This window comes from Streptomyces sp. NPDC032472 (genome assembly GCF_040636955.1).
In the GTDB taxonomy this organism is placed as follows: domain Bacteria; phylum Actinomycetota; class Actinomycetes; order Streptomycetales; family Streptomycetaceae; genus Streptomyces.
Window position 1 is genome coordinate 26,667 of the sequence record NZ_JBEZVK010000058.1, and the last position, 16,654, is coordinate 43,320.

Genomic DNA, 16,654 nt, shown 5'->3' on the forward strand with positions numbered 1-16,654 from the left:
CAGGAGGGAGTGCGTCCTTCGCCTCCCGTCAGGACAGGCTGCCGTTCCGGCCCCGGCCGGATCCAGCCCGTGCCGCTGGCAGCTTCCTGACTGTCACCTACTGACCCACCCGGCACGGGAGTGTGCGTCAGCTGTGGTCAGCCGTGGTGGTCCAGGAGCCCGGTCTGGGCGACGTTCACACCGGCCTGGAAGCGGCTGGTGGCCTCCACGTCCAGCATGATCTGGGATATGTAGCGCCGGCAGGTGCGCACCGACATGCCCAGGCGCCGGGCGACCAGCTCGTCCTTGTAGCCCTGGGCCATCAGCCTGACGATGGACCGCTTGAGGTCGTCGGTGACCTCCGGGGTGTCCTCCGCGTCCGCGGTGAACTGCGTGGCTCCCGACCACAGGTGGTCGTAGACCTTGCACACGAACGCCACGAGCGTCGGCTCGCGCACCACGACCGCGCCGGCCTGACGCCCCACCACGTGCTGCTCGGGCAGGAAGGCCACCTCCCGGTCGTACACGACGATCCGGTCGATGAGTTCGTCCGTCGTGCGCACCTCGGCGCCCGCCGAGGTGATCGCCCGTACGTAGGCGGTCGTGCCGAGGTCCCGGCGGACCGTGTGCTGGTAGAGGTGGCGGATCTGCACGCCCCGCTCCAGGCGGTGCAGGGTCTTGGGCCGCACCCGGGCCAGAGCCTCGGAAGAGCGGGGGCCGCCGGGCTGCGCGGTGAGCACCTCGGTGCGGCAGCGCTCGCCCCACTCGTCGAGCATCGCCTGCAGCACCTCGACGTCGCTGATCACGTCGATGGCCTCGGTCTGGTTGCGCTGCTGGCGGCTCTCGAAGTACGCGGGCAGCAGCGAGCGCATCCGCGTGCGGACATCGGTCACCGCCTGCTGGAGCTCGCGTATGTGACTCTCCGTCGCCCCCACCAGGTCGGTCGCGGCGGCGTCCGGGCTGACCGGAACGAGCAGATCGGGCTCACCGGGCATCGGACGCAGCAGGCTCAGGGCGGTGAGGACCTGCTCGATGGCCGCGGCCTCCTCGGTACTGGTTCCCAGGGACCCGGCGATCTCCTCCCGGACATAGCGGCCGTGGAGGACCGCTTTGCGGTAGGCCAGGGCACTGCTGTCGTCCAATTCGGCGAAACCAGGAACAGAGAGGGCGCTATCCGACATCCTGCGTTACTCCCCCGCGGCGGCGCGAACTTGTTGTCAGGCAAGTTTACGACATCGGGTTTGCCTTGGAATCGAATGCCCGGGGAACGCAAGGTAGTGCCCGAGACCGCAGCACACACGGGGGTATCGATGGGCACGGTAGTAGTTCGAAAGATCGTGACCGGCGTTCTGGTTGTCGCCGGATTCCTTGCCACGGCGGGGGTCGGCGTCTCGGAAGCCGCGACGGCGGGGCAGGGTGGAGCGGCCGTGACGGCCAAGGGTGAGATGGTTTCAGATGCAACGAAGTACGTTGTGCTGGACGACGACTGGTCCTGATCGCGCAGGTTGCAGGAACAGTGGATGGCGAGCGGATGACAACGGGGGAGTCGGGCATGCGTGACGACCAGTGGACGTGAAGAGAAGTGAAGAACAGTCGGCGGCGGACCGGAAGGTCCGCCGCCGATGGCGTAGGACGGGCAGGTCGCCGGGGGCGACCTGCCCGTTTGTCTACATATTTGTCGACGGTCGAGCGGCGCCTGCCGGTGGTTCCGGAGAGGTTCGGCCGTCGCGGTCGGCCTCCCGTCCCTGTGGTCGACCCGGACGGAACGCACGGGTTTTTCGCTCCGCGCGGCGGGGTCCCGAAAGCGGCGCCCCGCCGCGTCGGCCTCCTGGCCGCACGACGGGGCGCCGGTGTTGCCGCCCGTCCGGCAGGTCCTTTCGCTGGCAAACACTTCGGGCATGTGTCCGGTCGCCCGGGGGCGGCAGGGCTGCCGTCGAAGCCGCGCCCGCCGGGCCGAGTCGGGCGGTTCAGCGGCCGGAGTGCCGGCCCGAGATGAAATGCGCAACCTGGGCCCTGGAATTCACGCCGAGTTTCTTGAATATCCGGGCCATGTAGGTCTCCACGGTCTTCACGCTGATGCTCAGCCGGTCGGCGATCTGCTGATTGGTGAGACCGGGTCCGACCAATTCTGCGATTTCCTCCTCGCGGCCGCTCAGCCGAACTGAGGGAGTTTTCCGTTCTTTTTCGTCGAATGACCGTGCTATGCGGTTGCGCAAGGCGTTCGACGTGAGCACGAGCACTCGGCTGCCGAAGCGGAGGAATTCCGCCTCGGCGAATTCGGCGTGACGGGTCGCCGCCACCGGGTCGCCGGACTCCAGACACCAGTGCGACAGATCCAGGGCAAGGCGCCCCAGCAGATGCCCCTGGCCGTGCCGGAGCGCCATGCGGAATCCCTGCTCCAGATGGTCCCGGGCCCGGACCGGTTCGCCGAGGCCGCCCTCGGCGCCGCCCAGCCAGCGCAGCGCCTCCAGGTGCCGGGCCGCCGCGGACTCGCGGACCCCCGCCAGCAGCAACCCGGCCTCGTCGGCCGCAGACCGCGCCAGGTCCGCGGAACCGGTGGCCGCCGCGGCAGCCGCCAGCAGCGCCAGGGCGTGCCCGCGCCGGGCCGGCAGGTGATCCGGGCAGGCCGCCACGGCCCGCCGGGCCGCCGCCAGCGCGGCGGGCGCGGCCGCCACCTCCAGCAGCAGCGCGGCCAGTTCCGTTTCCCGCTCCGGATCCGGCTCCGGACCCCGCGGCGCGCCTGGCACGGCACCGTACGCGGTGTCCGGCCCGTCGCCGCCGCCCGGCTCCTCCAGTACGGCGCGGGCCTGGGTGTACTGCCCCAGCAGCCGCAGCGCCCGGGCCCGCCACACCACGGCCCCGGCCGCCTCCGCCGCCGGGGCGTCCGGGAGGTGCGGCCACAGCCGGGCGTAACCCGCCACGGCCTCGGCGGGGCGACCGGCCACGACCAGCGCCCGCTGGAGCAGCAGGTGCGCCGAGAGCGGGGCGTCCGGTTGCACGGCAACCCGCCGGGCCGCCCGTACGGCCCGGGCGGGCTGGAGGAACAGGCCCTCGTCCGCCGCCCGTTCCAGCAGGTCCAGGTCATCGCCGCCGAGCGGGGCCGCGTGCTCCAGCAGCGCCGACAGAGCGGGCACCGGGCTGCCCGGGTCCTCGCGCAGGGCGGTCACGGCCCGCTCCCGGGCACCGTGCCGCCAGCCCGCCCCCGAGGCATGGTGCACCAGGGCCCGCACCGCCGGACGGGCGAAGGCGAACCGTCCGGTCGGCTCGGCCTGCACCAACAGCCCCTCGCCGTACAACTCGTCGACCCCGCGCAGTACGTCGGCCGGCGGCAGGCCCGCCGTATCGGCGACCGGGCCGGGCGCGAAGGGGTCGCCGACCACCGACGCGGCGCACGCGGTGCGCCAGGCCAGGGAGCTCAGCGCGTGCAGGTCGAGACCGGGCGGCGGGGCCAGCAGCGGCGGGACACCGGTGGACAGTTCGAGCGCGCTGTACGGCCCGCGCACCGACCGCGGGCCCTCGGTCTCCGCCTGGGCCAGCGCCCGCAACAGGCCCGGTACGCCCGCCCCGTCGCGCAGCACCAGATCGCGGCGCAGCGGGCTCAGCGCGGCCGGCAGCAGCCCGCGCGCGGCCGCGTCGCCCAGTGGCCGCAGCCCGATCCGGGTCAGCGGGGCAGCCGCCTGGTCGGGAAGCCCGGACAGGCCCCGCGCGGCCGGGCCGCTGCGGTACGCCACCACCGTGAGCACCGGACCGGCGGGCGGATGGTGGAGCAGGTGCTCCAGCAGGTCGCAGACCTCCGACCCGGCTCGGTGCGCGTCGTCGAGGACGAGCAGCACCCCGGTCCGCTCCGCAAGCAGCTCCAGCAGGGCCCGTACCGCGCGGAACACCTCGTACTCCTGCGGCAGTCCGGGTCCCCCGAGCGCCGGGAACACCTGCGCCAGGTGCTGTACGTGCTCACCGCCGAGCCGCTCGAACAGATCCCCGTCGGCCGCGGCCAGATGATCGTCGAGCGCGTCCACCAAGCTCCCGAACGCAAGCCCGCGGTTTCCCCGCGGGGACCGCCCGCGGGCCACCGTCCACCCATCGCGCCGGGCTTCCGACGCCAGCCGGCCCAGCAGATGGCTCTTGCCGATCCAGGGCTCCCCGCTCAGCGCGACAAACCTGGCCGAGGTCCGACAGAGCCTGCGCTGCTCGCCCAGCAGCGCCCACTCGCGGGCATGCGGAGCCGATGCGGAAGTCGTCCGGCCCGTGTCCTCGAGCGACACGTACGACACGGTGCCCTCCTCCGTCAATGGAACTGCGCACCAGCCTCGCCGATCACTCCTCCCCCTCCCAGCTCTGCCTGCTGACCGGAGCCTGCATGGCAGGAAGTTCAGGCAACCGCAGGTGAAGTGCGGTTTGTGTCAGGGAATTCACGGACAGGGTATGGAGGCAGCAAAGTCGCGGCAAGGTACACGCAAAGCGCCAGGAATCGCCTCGGCGCCCCAAGCGCCGCTCAAGGGCCACTCAAGGACGACCGGAGGACGGGGCCGGTCCCGGCGCGGTTTCCGTCAAGTCCGAGCCGGCCGCGATATGCGCGCATGCGCCGCGCAGGGGCTGCCCGGGGAATCCCCGACTGGTGCCCCGCGTCCAACTCGTCATGATCAGTCGCATTCTTGCCCGCATCATGCTGACTTGGAGGAACGGATCATGCCGGTTGCCCGCGGCACACGGATTCGGCTCGGTTACGCCGGCGGCTCCATGGTCACCGGCGTCTTCACGACCCTGCCCGGCCTGCTGCTCCTGCCCTACCTCACGGACACCCTCGGGGTCGGCGCGGCCCTCGCCGGCGCGCTCGTCCTGCTCCCGAAGATCTGGGACGTCCTGCTCACCCCCACCGCCGGGCGCCTCGGCGACCGCGGCCGCCGCACCGCGCACCTCCTGCTCGGCGGGGCCGGGGCGGCCGCCGGCTTCGCCCTGACCTTCGCGGGCCTCGCCCGCGGCCTGACGGGCGCCCTGCTCACCACCGCCGGATTCCTGCTCACGGCCACCGCGTTCGCGTTCTTCCACGCCGCGTACGCAGCCCTGCCCGGCGACCTCGCGGCCACCCCCGCCGAGCGGATCCGGCTCGTCGGCGCCCGGGTCGCGGGCATCGCCGTGGCCGCCCTCTCGGCAGGTGCGCTCGCTCCGGCCGTGGTCGCCGCGGCCGGCGGCGGGCTCGCCGCCCACCGCTGGGCCGGGCTGCTGGGCGCCGCCCTGATCCTCGCGGGCACCCTGGCCACGCACGGCGCGACCCGGGCGCACGCGGGTGTGCGCCCGGGGTCCGGGGCCGGGAGCGGGGCCGCCGACACGGGACCGGCCCGGGCCGGGCTGCTGCGGCCCTGGGTCCTGCTGCGCGGCCTGCGGGAGTTCACCGCCCTGCTGCTCTGTGTGATCCTCCAAGTGGCCGCCACAGGCTGCCTGCTGGCCGGCGGCCCCTACTTCGCCGAGCACGCCCTGCACGCCCCCGGCCTCACCGGCGCCCTGGTCGCCGCCTTCGTCCTGCCCAACCTGCTCACCGTGCCGCTGTGGACCCGGGCCGGCGCCCGCTGGGGCCAGCGCACCGGCCTGCGGGCCGCCACCGCCGTCTTCGCCGCCGCCTGCCTGCTCCTGACGGCCACTGCGCTCCTGCCCGCCGCCTGCGCCCTGCCGGTCTTCCTGCTGCTCGGCACCGGCCACGCGGGCCAGCTGCTGTTCCTGTACGGGATGCTCGCCGAGACCACCGCCTCCGAGGCCGGACGGTCCCGCGCGGGGGCCCTGGCCGGACTCTTCGGAGGCGCGGAGTCCCTCGGCCTGGCCGTCGGCCCGTTCCTGTACGCCCTGGCCCTCGACGCCTCCGGCTACGCCTCCTCCGACACCGGGCACGCCGCCGTCCAGAGCCACACCGCCCAGGTCGGCGTGGTCGCCGGCATGGCCGTACTGCCCGCCCTGGCCGCGCTGGCCGGCGTACTCGCCCTCCGCATCGGCCGCCGCCGCACCACGGGCGCGTCAGAGCCCGCCACGGCCCCGGAGCAGGACACCCGTACAGCGGTCGCCGCCGAGAACGCCGCCGGGGTCCGCTGAAGCGGCGCAAGTACCCGCCCAAGCCCCCCTTTAGCGCCTCGGCCGACCCTCACCGGCGCCCAACCAGCCAGTCGGGCGCACACGCGCCGAAAGGGGTCCGCATGAGCATCACCGAGGAACGGCCGGTCCACACTCCGCCACCCCCGGCCCCCGTCCCTGCCCCGGCCGCGCCCCGGACCGCCGTCGGCCCCGCCCCCGCGCCGTCCCTGCGCGAGCGCACCGCCGAGCTGAACTCCCTGCGCCGCAGCATCGTCGACGGCCCCGACCCGCGGGCCACCGAGGCCCAGCACGCCAAGGGCAAGCTGACCGCCCGCGAGCGCATCGACATCCTCTTCGACGAAGGCACCTTCACGGAGACGGAGGCCCTGCGCCGCCACCGCGCCACCGGCTTCGGCCTGGAGCTCAAGAAGCCGCACACCGACGGCGTCGTGACGGGCTGGGGCAAGGTCCACGGCCGCACCGTGTTCGCGTACGCCCATGACTTCCGGATCTTCGGCGGTGCGCTGGGCGAGGCCCACGCCGAGAAGATCCACAAGCTGATGGACCTCGCCGAGGCAGCCGGAGCCCCCATCGTGGGCCTCTGCGACGGCGCCGGCGCCCGCATCCAGGAGGGCGTCACCGCGCTCGCCGGCTACGGCGGCATCTTCCAGCGCAACGTCCGCAACTCCGGCGTCATCCCGCAGATCTCCGTGATCCTCGGCCCCTGCGCCGGCGGCGCCGCCTACTCCCCGGCGCTGACCGACTTCGTGTTCATGGTGCGGGGCACCTCGCAGATGTTCATCACCGGCCCGGACGTGGTCCAGGCCGTCACCGGCGAGGCCGTGACCATGGAACACCTCGGCGGGGCCGACAGCCACGCCGGCTCCTCCGGCGTCGCCACCTTCGCCTACGACGACGAGCAGAGCTGCCTCGAAGACGTACGCCACCTGCTGTCGCTGCTCCCCTCCAACAACCGCGAACTCGCCCCCTCCGGCGACCTCGAAGACCCCGCCGACCGCCGCTGCGAAAGCCTCCTCGACCTCGTCCCGGCCCGCGCCAACGCGGCGTACGACATCCGCGCCGTCATCGAGGAGATCGTCGACCACGGCGAGTACTTCGAGGTCCACACGGCCTGGGCGCAGAACGTGGTCTGCGCCCTGAGCCGCCTCGGCGGGCAGGTCGTCGGCATCGTCGCCAACCAGCCGGGCGCCCTCGCCGGCGTCCTCGACATCCAGGCCAGCGAGAAGGCCGCGCGGTTCGTGCAGTTCTGCGACGCCTTCAACATCCCGCTCGTCACCCTCGTGGACGTCCCCGGCTTCCTGCCCGGCGTCGACCAGGAGCACAACGGCATCATCCGCCACGGCGCCAAGCTCCTGTACGCCTACTGCAACGCCACCGTCCCGCGGATCTCCCTCGTCCTGCGCAAGGCCTACGGCGGCGCCTACATCGTCATGGACTCCAGCTCCATCGGCGCCGACCTCGCCCTGGCCTGGCCCTCGAACGAGATCGCGGTAATGGGCGCGGAGGGCGCCGCCAACGTCATCTTCCGCCGCGAGATCAAGGCGGCCGACGACCCCGACGCCGTACGGGCCCAGCGGATCAAGGAGTACACGACCGAGCTGATGCACCCGTACTACGCGGCCGAACGCGGCCTCGTCGACGACGTCATCGACCCGGCCGACACCCGCACCCGACTGATCGACGCCCTCACCATGCTCCGCGCCAAGAAGGCCGCCCTGCCCGCCCGCAAACACGGAAACCTGCCACTGTGACGCATCCCGAACTGCCCCTGGCCTCGCTGCGCATCGTCAAGGGTGCGCCCACCATGGAGGAACTCGCCGCGCTCGCGGTGCTGCTGACGGCGCGCATGCAGGCGCCCGAGCCGGAGCCCGAGGCCGTGCCTGCCCCGGTGCCGCTGTGGCCGCGGGCGCTGCCCGGCTACCAGCCTCCGGGCGCCTGGGCCTCGTAGCCCAAGTCACTCCCCCCATCCCGTCCGGCCCCGGCGTTCCCCCGCGCCGGGGCCGGACGTACGTGGGCGGGTGCCGCCTACGGGTCCCGGTCAGGCGGCGTCGAAGCCGGCCAGGCCGAGGGCCACGAGGCGCTCGGGATCCGTGATCACGTCGATGGCGGCGATCCTGCCGTCGGTGACGGTGAAGGCCATCAGCGACAGCGGGCGGCCGTCCTTGACGACCACGACGCCCGCGGCCCCGTTGATCAGCGCCGGGCGGACGAACGGGCACAGGCTGCTGTACGTGACGGCCTGCGAGCCCACCGTCGCGGCGCCGCGCAGCACCACGCTCTGGCCGGCCCGCAGCGTGCCGCCGTCGCAGCGCAGGACGACGTCCGGGTCCAGGACCGCGACCAGGGCCTCCAGGCGGCCGTCCCGGGAGGCGGCGAAGAAGGCGTCGACGACCTCGCGCTGGCGGGCCCGGTCCGGGTCGGGGGCCGGGGCCTGGTCCTGGACCCGGCGGCGGGCCCGACTGGCCAGCTGCCGGGTCGCCGCCGGGGTCCGGTCGAGGAGTTCGGCTATCTCGTCGAAGGACACGGCGAACATGTCGTGCAGGACGAAGGCGATCCGCTCGGCGGGTGAGAGGGATTCCAGCACGACCATCAGCGCCAGGCCGACGGAGTCCGCGAGCAGCACCTCGCTCTCGGGGTCGACGACGTGCTCGCGGGTGACGACCGGGTCCGGGACGCGGACCTCCGGGACCAGGGGCTCCTCCCGCCGGGTCGCGCGCGAGCGGAGCATGTTCAGGCAGATGCGGGAGACGACCGTGGTCAGCCAGCCCGACAGGTTCTCCACCTCGTCCGTGTCGGCGCGGTCGAAGCGCAGCCAGGCCTCCTGGACCGCGTCCTCGGCCTCGGCGAGCGAGCCCAGCATCCGGTAGGCCGCGGCCCGCAGCCGGGGCCGTTCCTGCTCGAAGCGGGCCGTCGGGCGGGTGGTCGTGTGCACGTGTCGGGCTTCCTTTCGCGCGGGGCCGCCGAGGCCTCGGGGTCCGGGAGCGACCGTAGCGACCGAAGCGACCGAAGCCGCGGGCGGGGCAGGGGCGTTGGGGTCCCCCACACGGGGGGGCGATCGAATCCTGCTTGACGACTGCTCGACCCGTTCGGGGTCCCGGAACCGGCCCGGAGGCGGCGCAGCGACTGAAAGCCAGCGACTGAACGGGGCTTCGGTAGCTTTCGGTCGCTGAGAAGAACCGCAGGTCAGAGTGGGTTTGGAGGGGCATCAGCGACCGAAGCGACTCAAGGTCCGGGTATATGAAGACATTCCCGTGTGCGCGTGTGCGCGGGCATGCGTGCGCGTGTGAGCGTCATATATAGGGGTCTTGAGTCGCTTCAGTCGCTATTTCGGTTGTGTCGTGGCTCTGACCTGTGGTTCCTTCGAGCTACTGTGACAGCGACCGAAGACGCTTCAGTCGCTGGGGGCGGAGGGCTTCGGTCGCTCGGGGGCGGAGGGGCCCGGCCGCTGGAAGCCGCCAGAAGCGGAAGCGAGTCGTCCCCGAACTGCCGCCGGGGGGCGCGGGGTTGTTGTGGCTGGAGGTGCCTCTTCCGCACCTGACCTTCGCTAAGGTAAGTCCGTCGTTGAGTCGCTTCGGTCGCTGACAGGGGATGGGAATGGCTTCTGAGCTGCTCGTTTCGCGCAGCGACTCAGAGCAGCCGGGCCCTGCGGTCGGGCGCTCGCTGGCCACCGCACGCTGGTGCGCCAGCAAGGGCTGGCCCGTCCACCCGCTGGCTCCCGGACGCAAGACCCCCGCGGGCAACTGCGAGGCCTGCCGGGCCCCCGGCCACGACCGCCGGGACTGCGGGTGCATCCGCTCCGGCCGCTGGTGCCACGGCTTCCACGCCGCCACCCTCGACTTCTCCCGCATCGAGCGCTGGTGGGGCGAGCAGCCCGCCCTCGGCGTCGGGATCTCCTGCGGCCCGGCCGGCCTGGTCGTCCTCGACATCGACGCCCACGAGCAGCCCCTGCCCGACCGCAGCCGGCTCCTGCCGGGCATAGCCGTCTCCGACGAGGTCGACCTCACGGGGCTCGCCAACGGCTACCACACGCTGGGCGTACTGGCCGCCCTGCGCCGCGAGCAGAGCCCCGCCGCCGACACCGCGACCCTGCGGGTGCGCACCCCCTCGGGAGGGCTGCACGTCTGGTACCGGGCCCGCGGCAGCCACCGCTGGCAGTGCTCCACCGGCTCCGGCTCCGGGCGCGCCCTGGCCTGGCAGGTCGACGTACGGGCCCACGGCGGCTACATCGTCGCGCCCGGCACCGTCACCGCCGCGGGCACCTACACCCGAGTCGGCGACACCTGCGAGCCCGCACCGCTGCCCGCCTGGCTCGCCCGCGAGCTGGAGCGCACCGGGCACCTCCCGCCGGCCGACGTGCCCGCCCCGCGCCCCGTCCCGCCCCGGGCCCGGCAGGCCGTACTCGCCGCCCGCGGCGGGCAGTTCGGCCATCTCGGCCGGGGTGCGGGCAAGGCCCTGGGCACCGTGCTGGCGATCGTGGCCGCCTGCGCCGCCGTACCCGAGGGGGCGGCCTTCTCCGAGAAGCTCAACCGCGCCGCGTACACCGCCGGCGGCCTGGTCGCCGCCGGGCTGCTCACCCCCGCCGACGCCGAACGCGCCCTGGCGGACGCCGCCGAGCACGCCCGTCCCGGCCAGGAGCGCCGCTACGGGGCCATCATCCGCAGCGGCCTCAGCGCGGGCCTGCAGCGGCCCCTGACGCCGCCCGGGGGCCGCCTGTGACCGCCGAGCGGCAGAGCGCCGCGGTCAGCGCCGCGGTCAAGGAGTTCGACGCACAGGCGGTCGCCGAGCAGATCCTCGCGCTCGGGCCTGCGCAGGAGCCCGACGGGACCACCGCAGCCGACGTGGGACCGGTCCCGGGGCCGACCTCAGGACCGGCCGTGGTTCCGGGCGTGGTCGCCGGTGCCTCCGCCGGTGCCGTCACCGGGGCCACCGTCACCGCCGACGGGCTGCTGCCCGACACCCTCAGCGACCGCGGCAACGCCAAGCTGTTCGTCCGGCTCTACGCCGACGACTACCGGCACGTCCCGGGCCTCGGCTGGTACCGCTGGGACAGCACCCGCTGGCTGATCGACGAGGACGACACCGTCCTGTGGGCCGCGGGCGACCTCGCCGAGTCCATCGCCACCACCGACCCGACGGGCACCCACACCGCCACCGCCCTGCACCAGCACCGGCGCCGGGCCCTGAGCACCAGCGGCATCAACGCCATGCTCACGCAGGCCAAGTCGGCGCCCGGGATGATACTGAACGCCGCCCGCCTGGACGCGGACCCCTACGCCCTGTGCACGCCCGCCGGGATCGTCGACCTGTTCACCGGGCGCCTGCGCGCCCCCGTCCCCGGCAGGGACTTCCACTCCCGCTCCACCACCGTCGCGCCGCAGCCGATCCCCACGCCCCGCTGGGACCGCTTCCTCGTCGACACCTTCGGCGGCGGGCCGGAGGGGGCGCAGATGATCGGGTTCCTGCAGCTGCTGCTCGGCTACTCCGTCACCGGGGACGTCGGCGGCCAGGTGATGCCGTTCCTGTTCGGCTCCGGCAAGAACGGCAAGTCCGTCCTGCTCGACGTGCTGATGAAGCTGCTCGGGGACTACGCGGACGCGGCCCCGCCCGGCTTCCTGATGGCGCGGCCCTACGAGGGCCACCCCACCGACCTCGCCGAACTGCACGGCCGGCGCGTCATCGTGTGCAGCGAGGTCAAGCCGGGCGACAAGTTCGACGAGGCCCGCGTCAAGCTCCTCACCGGCGGCGACCGGATCAAGGCGCGGCGCATGCGGCAGGACTTCTTCGGCTTCCAGCCCACGCACAAGCTGTGGCTGCTGGGCAACCACCGGCCCGAGGTCGGCACCGGCGGCTTCGCGTTCTGGCGGCGCATGCGGCTCATACCGTTCGAGCGCGTCGTGTCCGACGACCGCAAGATCGACAACCTGGCGGACATCCTGGTGACCGAGGAGGGCCCCGGCATCCTCAACTGGCTCATCGCGGGCGCCGGCCGCTACCTGGGCGGCGACAAGGACCTCACCGGGCCCGAGCGGGTGCGGATCGCGACGACCGCGTACGCCGACACCGAGGACCACACGGGGCGCTTCCTCGGCGAATCCTGCCGCCTCGAGCCGGACCTGAGGGTGGAACAGGCGCAGCTCTACGCGGCCTACCGCGGCTGGTGCCAGAATGAGGGCGCCCCCGCCATCTCCTCCCGGGCCTTCGCGGCCCGGGTCCGCGAGACGGTGGGGCTGGCGTCGCCCAAGGAGATGATCCTGTCCAACCAGCGCAAGTTCTACCCGGGCATCGGCCTGCTCGCGCACGAGGAGACGGTATGAGCTCCCTCATCACAGAAGACGAGATCATCCACGAGGTCGAGCTCGTCTGGCTGGAGGACGTCAGCGGGCTCGACTACGTCCGCCAGAGCCTGGACAGGCTCCCCACCCGCCGCGGCAAACCCGCCTACCACCGCGACGGCCGGATGGTCGGCTACGCCCAACTGGGGCCGCGGGCCAAGCCGTCCCGCTCCTCCGGCACCTTCCGGCGCCGCGTCTTCTGGCTGCTGCCCCACGACCGGGACACCGAGCCGGAGGGGCTGTACGCGAAGGGGGCGCCCGCCGAGGCCGTGGACGCGCGCACGCTGGCGCCGGGCAGCAAGGGGCGCAAGACCGAACGGTCGGAGGGCGGCCCCATGTCGTCGGTGTCGACGGCGTTGCGCGGACCGCTGGCGTAGCGGGGACGTAGCGGGGACGACGCGGGGGACGGATCCGCGCGCGCCGCACCGGCTTTGTACGACAACCCCTATAAAAGAACCGGCCATCCGGTATATTTTCGCCGCGTCGCCCCGGACGAACCGAGCGCGCCCGACTCCTTCCGCGCTCCGCGCCCGGCTGTGCCGCGCCGCGGGATCCCGCCGCCCGGCCGCGGCTCGCGCGCGTCGGGGGACGTCGCGCACGGCACGGCTTGTCTTCGAAGACCGGACCAGGGGGCGCAGCGCATGCGGGTAGAGGCAGACGTGGTGATCATCGGTGGGGGGCCGGTCGGCCTGCTGGTCGCGGCCGAGCTGGCCGGGTACGGAATCGACACCGCGCTCCTCGAAGCGCGGACCGCCGTCGCCGATCGGCCCAAGGCGACGACCCTGCACGCCCGGGCGGTGCAGTGCCTGGCCCGGCGCGGCCATCTGCCGGAGCACGGGTCCCCGTCCGCGGGGCCCTCGGGGGACGGGAGCGGCAGTCCCTTCCACTTCGCCGGCCTGCCCGGGCTGGTCATCACCGCCCCGGAAGGCGAGCCGGGGCCCATCCTCAAGTGCCCCCAGGCGGAGCTGGAGCGGCTCTTCGAGGCCCGGGCCCGGGCGGCGGGCGCACGGATCCTGCGCGGACACCGGGTCACCGGGATCGGGCAGGACGCGTACGGGGTCACGGTGCGGGCCGAGGGGCCGCAGGGCCCGGTCGACTGCACTGCCGGGTACCTGGTGGGAGCCGACGGTGTGCGCAGCCTCGTCCGCGAAGGGGCGGGCATCGCCTCGGACACGCACCCGGCGACCGTGGCCGCCCTGATGGGCACCGTCACCCTCCGGGAGCCGGGCGCCCTGGCCGACGGCTGGCACCGGACGCCGCGGGGCTGGATCGTGGCCAAGACGGAAGCGGCGCCGGCGGGGGGCGGCGCGGGGGCCGCCGGGGAGGCCGGGGGGGAGACGGGTGGGGCGGGCGGCGGGGTGGCCGGTCGGGCCCGCGGTCCCCGCACCCACATACGCACGCTGAACTGCGCCCGCGCCCACACCGACCGCCACCGGGAGCCCACCCTGGCGGAGCTGGAACGGGAGGTGGCGTGGATCGCCGGACGCGAGGTCGCCATGGACGAGCCGCGGTGGCTCAGCCGCTTCAGCGACTTCGCCCGCCTGGCCCGGAACTTCCGCCAGGGGCGGGTCTTCCTCGCCGGGGACGCGGCGCACACGCACTTCCCGATCGGCGGCCAGGGCCTGAGCACGGGCGTGCTCGACGCCCTGAACCTGGGCTGGAAGCTCGCCCTCGCCGTGCGCGGCAGAGCCGGGGCGGGCCTGCTCGACAGCTACGACGCGGAGCGCAGGCCCGCCGCCCAGCGGGTCATCGACAACACCCGGGCCCAGCTGGCCCTGATGCGGCCCGGGCCCGAACTGGACGCGCTGCGCTCGCTGTTCAGCGGGCTGCTGAGCGCGGACCGGGTCGCCGGGCACCTCAGGAACATGATCAGCGCCCAGGACACGGTGCTGCCGGGGTGCACGGAGAGCGCGCCGGCCGGCGGGGAAGGAACGTTCCTCCCGAACCTGGCCCTCACCACCCCGGCCGGAACCACTGACGTGATCACCCTGCTCCAGGGAGGCCGGCCCCTGCTGCTCCTGTTCGGGCAGGACGCGGACCTCCGCCACGGCGGCGAGGCCCGCGCCTTCGAGCCGCTGCTGCGGGTGGTGCAGGCGCGGCCCGTCACCGAAGTCCCGTACGAGGCCCTCCTCGTACGCCCCGACGGCTACGTGGCCTGGTCCCCGGGCTGCACCCCCCTCGGCACGGCCCTGACGGCCCACCTGGTCAGGCCGGACGTGGCCGCCGAGCGCGCCGAGCCGGCCTAGCGCTGTGACCGGCGCGCCCGCGTCCGGCGCAACCGCGCCGCCTACCAGGCCAGCGGTTCGCCGTCCCGGAAGAAGCCGCCGGTGGGGCCGGAGTCGGGCAGGGTGGCAGCCCACACGACCCCGGCGGCGCCCTGCTCGACGGGGGCGCCGCCCGGGCCGCCCATGTCGGTGGCGATCCAGCCGGGACAGACGGCGTTGACCAGGATCCGCTCGGCGCGCAACTCGTCGGCGAGCTTCCGGGTGAGGGCGTTGAGGGCCGCCTTGGAGACCCCGTAGGCGGGGGTTCCGCCGGACATGTGCTCCAGGGAACCGGACTCGCTGGAGACGTTCACCAGACGGGGGTGGGCCGAGCGGCGCAGCAGCGGCAGGAACGCCTGCGCCGTCCGCCAGGCGCCGAAGAGGTTGGTCTCCAGGGTGCGGCGTACCTCGTCGAGGTCGACGGAGACGGCGCGCCGGGCGGTGTCGTAGTTGATGGCGGCGTTGTTGACGAGGACGTCGAGGCGCCCGAACTCCACCTCCACGGTGCGGGCGAGGGTACGGACGCCTTCGGCGTCGGTCACGTCCAGCCGGTGCGGCAGCAGCCTGCCGGGCACGGCCGGGGCCAGGGCGGCGACGGCTTCTTCGGCGTCCTCCGGACGGCGGGCGCACAGCAGGACGGTGTGGCCGAGCGCGGCGAGCCGGCGGGCGGTTTCCCGGCCGATTCCCCGGTTGGCGCCCGTGACCAGCGATACCGGCGCGGTGGTGCTCATGTTCTCTCCTCGGGGCGGATGGTGGTCGGACCCGAGCAGCACGCTATGCCGTTGACCTGCGTGGGCGGATCAGGCCCCGGTCGCAGGTGGGCCGCGGCGTCGGACGTAGTCCCCACGGCCCACCCACCGCGGCCGGCGGCCTTCCTGGCCACCCGAGGGCATACCGCCCGAATGGGCCGGCGGTACCTAGGCGGTGAGGTCGTCCACGGTGGGGGCGACGGGGCCGAACAGGTCGGCGATCGTGGTCAGGGCGGCCGCCTGGAGGACGGCTGCGGGCACGACCGTGCCGTCGGGTGCGGCCAGCGGGCGGGTGGCGGTGGCCTCGGCGACGACGGTGGGGCGGTAGCCGAGGGCGTGGGCGCCCTGGGCGGTGAACGAGACGCACATGTGCGTCATGAAGCCGGCCAGGACGAGGTCGGTGCCGGCGCCGGCACCGAGCGTGCGCAGGGTCTCCTGGAGATCGGTGCCGTGGAAGGCGTTCGGGAACCCCTTGACCACGACGGGCTCGCCGTCGGCCGGGGCCACCTCCGGGCTGATCGCGCCGATCTCGGCGCGGATGTCGTAGGGGGTGTCCGGGCCGCCGTCGTTGACGACGTGGACCACCGGCGTCCCGGCGGCCCGCGCGGCGGCGAGCAGCCGGGCGCCGGCGGCGAGGGCCTGGTCGGCGCCTTCGAGGGCCATGACGCCGGTGCGGTAGGTGTTCTGGAAGTCGATCATGACGAGGGTGGCGTCGGCGAGTCGGGGCAGGCCGTTGTCGAGGCCGATCACGTTGCGGAGGGTCGGGGAAGCGGTGGTCATGGTCATGGGGTGTCTCTCCTTCTGATGCGGGAACGGTGGGATACGGGGCGGCGCCCCCAGGAACCCGGCTCCGCCGGGCACTGGGCTTTGCCCGGACCCGCGCCTCAATCGCCGGCGGGGCTGGATTTGCCGGCTGCGGCTCCGACGCGGGCGACCGGCTTCGCCGAGGGCCGTGACGGGAGGCCGGCCGCTTCAGCCGCGTCGGCGTTTGAGGCGCGGGGTCTGGGGCGGCGCCCCAGGAGGCCGGGCCGGCTTCGCCGACGCGTGGGACGGGATCCGGCATTCCGGCCCCGCCGGCGTTTGAGGCGCGGGGCGTGGGGCGGAGCCCCGCTCAGCCCCGGCTGGGTGTGCCGAAGGCGTGACGGGAGGTCGGCCATTTCAGCCTCGCCGGCGTTTGAGGCGCGGGGTTGGGGCGGCGCCCCGAGGAACCCGGCTTCGCCGGGTACCGGGCTCTGCCCGGACCCGCGCCTCA

At 73.9% G+C, this 16,654-nt stretch carries 13 protein-coding genes; 8 read left to right on the top strand and 5 right to left on the bottom strand.

What is annotated here, in order from left to right:
• Positions 1-137 precede the first annotated feature (137 nt).
• On the bottom strand, positions 138-1,121 hold the full coding sequence (locus AB0F11_RS29260) for a hypothetical protein (RefSeq protein ID WP_362179917.1): 984 nt from the start codon (positions 1,119-1,121) through the stop codon (positions 138-140).
• A gap of 135 nt (positions 1,122-1,256) precedes the next feature.
• Between AB0F11_RS29260 and AB0F11_RS29265 the strand changes: the two genes are divergently transcribed.
• Positions 1,257-1,475 (top strand): hypothetical protein, encoded by a 219-nt coding sequence (locus AB0F11_RS29265; RefSeq protein WP_362179920.1) that lies wholly within the window; start codon positions 1,257-1,259, stop codon positions 1,473-1,475.
• 471 nt (positions 1,476-1,946) lie between these two features.
• Here the strand turns inward: AB0F11_RS29265 and AB0F11_RS29270 are convergent, their stop codons facing one another.
• Positions 1,947-4,250, bottom strand: a complete 2,304-nt coding sequence (locus AB0F11_RS29270) for a LuxR family transcriptional regulator (RefSeq protein WP_362179923.1) — start codon at positions 4,248-4,250, stop codon at positions 1,947-1,949.
• Positions 4,251-4,665: 415 nt separating this feature from the next.
• On the opposite strand from AB0F11_RS29270, the gene AB0F11_RS29275 reads away from it, so the two are divergent.
• The 3 genes from AB0F11_RS29275 (at position 4,666) to AB0F11_RS29285 (ending at position 8,005) form a co-directional block, all read left to right on the top strand.
• Positions 4,666-6,057: an MFS transporter gene (locus AB0F11_RS29275; protein WP_362179926.1), complete on the top strand. Its 1,392-nt coding sequence runs from the start codon at positions 4,666-4,668 to the stop codon at positions 6,055-6,057.
• 101 nt (positions 6,058-6,158) lie between these two features.
• Positions 6,159-7,808: an acyl-CoA carboxylase subunit beta gene (locus tag AB0F11_RS29280; protein ID WP_362179929.1), complete on the top strand. Its 1,650-nt coding sequence runs from the start codon at positions 6,159-6,161 to the stop codon at positions 7,806-7,808.
• Positions 7,805-8,005, top strand: coding sequence for an acyl-CoA carboxylase epsilon subunit (locus tag AB0F11_RS29285; RefSeq protein WP_362179932.1), 201 nt, complete (start codon positions 7,805-7,807; stop codon positions 8,003-8,005). Before AB0F11_RS29280 ends, AB0F11_RS29285 begins: the two co-directional genes overlap by 4 nt.
• Before the next feature lie 90 nt (positions 8,006-8,095).
• Here the strand turns inward: AB0F11_RS29285 and sigJ are convergent, their stop codons facing one another.
• Positions 8,096-8,989 (bottom strand): RNA polymerase sigma factor SigJ, encoded by an 894-nt coding sequence (gene sigJ, locus AB0F11_RS29290; RefSeq protein ID WP_362179935.1) that lies wholly within the window; start codon positions 8,987-8,989, stop codon positions 8,096-8,098.
• 662 nt (positions 8,990-9,651) lie between these two features.
• Between sigJ and AB0F11_RS29295 the strand changes: the two genes are divergently transcribed.
• The 4 genes from AB0F11_RS29295 to AB0F11_RS29310 all read left to right on the top strand — a co-directional run bounded on the left by AB0F11_RS29295 (position 9,652) and on the right by AB0F11_RS29310 (position 14,635).
• Positions 9,652-10,773 (top strand): bifunctional DNA primase/polymerase, encoded by a 1,122-nt coding sequence (locus AB0F11_RS29295; RefSeq protein WP_362179938.1) that lies wholly within the window; start codon positions 9,652-9,654, stop codon positions 10,771-10,773.
• A gap of 170 nt (positions 10,774-10,943) precedes the next feature.
• On the top strand, positions 10,944-12,371 hold the full coding sequence (locus tag AB0F11_RS29300) for a phage/plasmid primase, P4 family (protein WP_362179949.1): 1,428 nt from the start codon (positions 10,944-10,946) through the stop codon (positions 12,369-12,371).
• Positions 12,368-12,766 carry a DUF6009 family protein gene (locus tag AB0F11_RS29305; RefSeq protein ID WP_362179941.1) on the top strand — a complete coding sequence of 133 codons (399 nt, stop codon included), beginning with the start codon at positions 12,368-12,370 and terminating at the stop codon, positions 12,764-12,766. Before AB0F11_RS29300 ends, AB0F11_RS29305 begins: the two co-directional genes overlap by 4 nt.
• 264 nt (positions 12,767-13,030) lie before the next feature.
• Entirely contained in the window at positions 13,031-14,635 is a 1,605-nt protein-coding gene (locus tag AB0F11_RS29310; protein WP_362179943.1) for an FAD-dependent monooxygenase, read from the top strand.
• Between the two features lie 41 nt (positions 14,636-14,676).
• On the opposite strand, the gene AB0F11_RS29315 is transcribed toward AB0F11_RS29310, so the two are convergent.
• Complete coding sequence (locus AB0F11_RS29315) at positions 14,677-15,384, bottom strand: SDR family oxidoreductase (protein ID WP_362179946.1); 708 nt, start codon at positions 15,382-15,384, stop codon at positions 14,677-14,679.
• 186 nt (positions 15,385-15,570) lie between these two features.
• Positions 15,571-16,182, bottom strand: coding sequence for an isochorismatase family protein (locus AB0F11_RS29320; RefSeq protein WP_362179952.1), 612 nt, complete (start codon positions 16,180-16,182; stop codon positions 15,571-15,573).
• Positions 16,183-16,654: the final 472 nt, after the last annotated feature.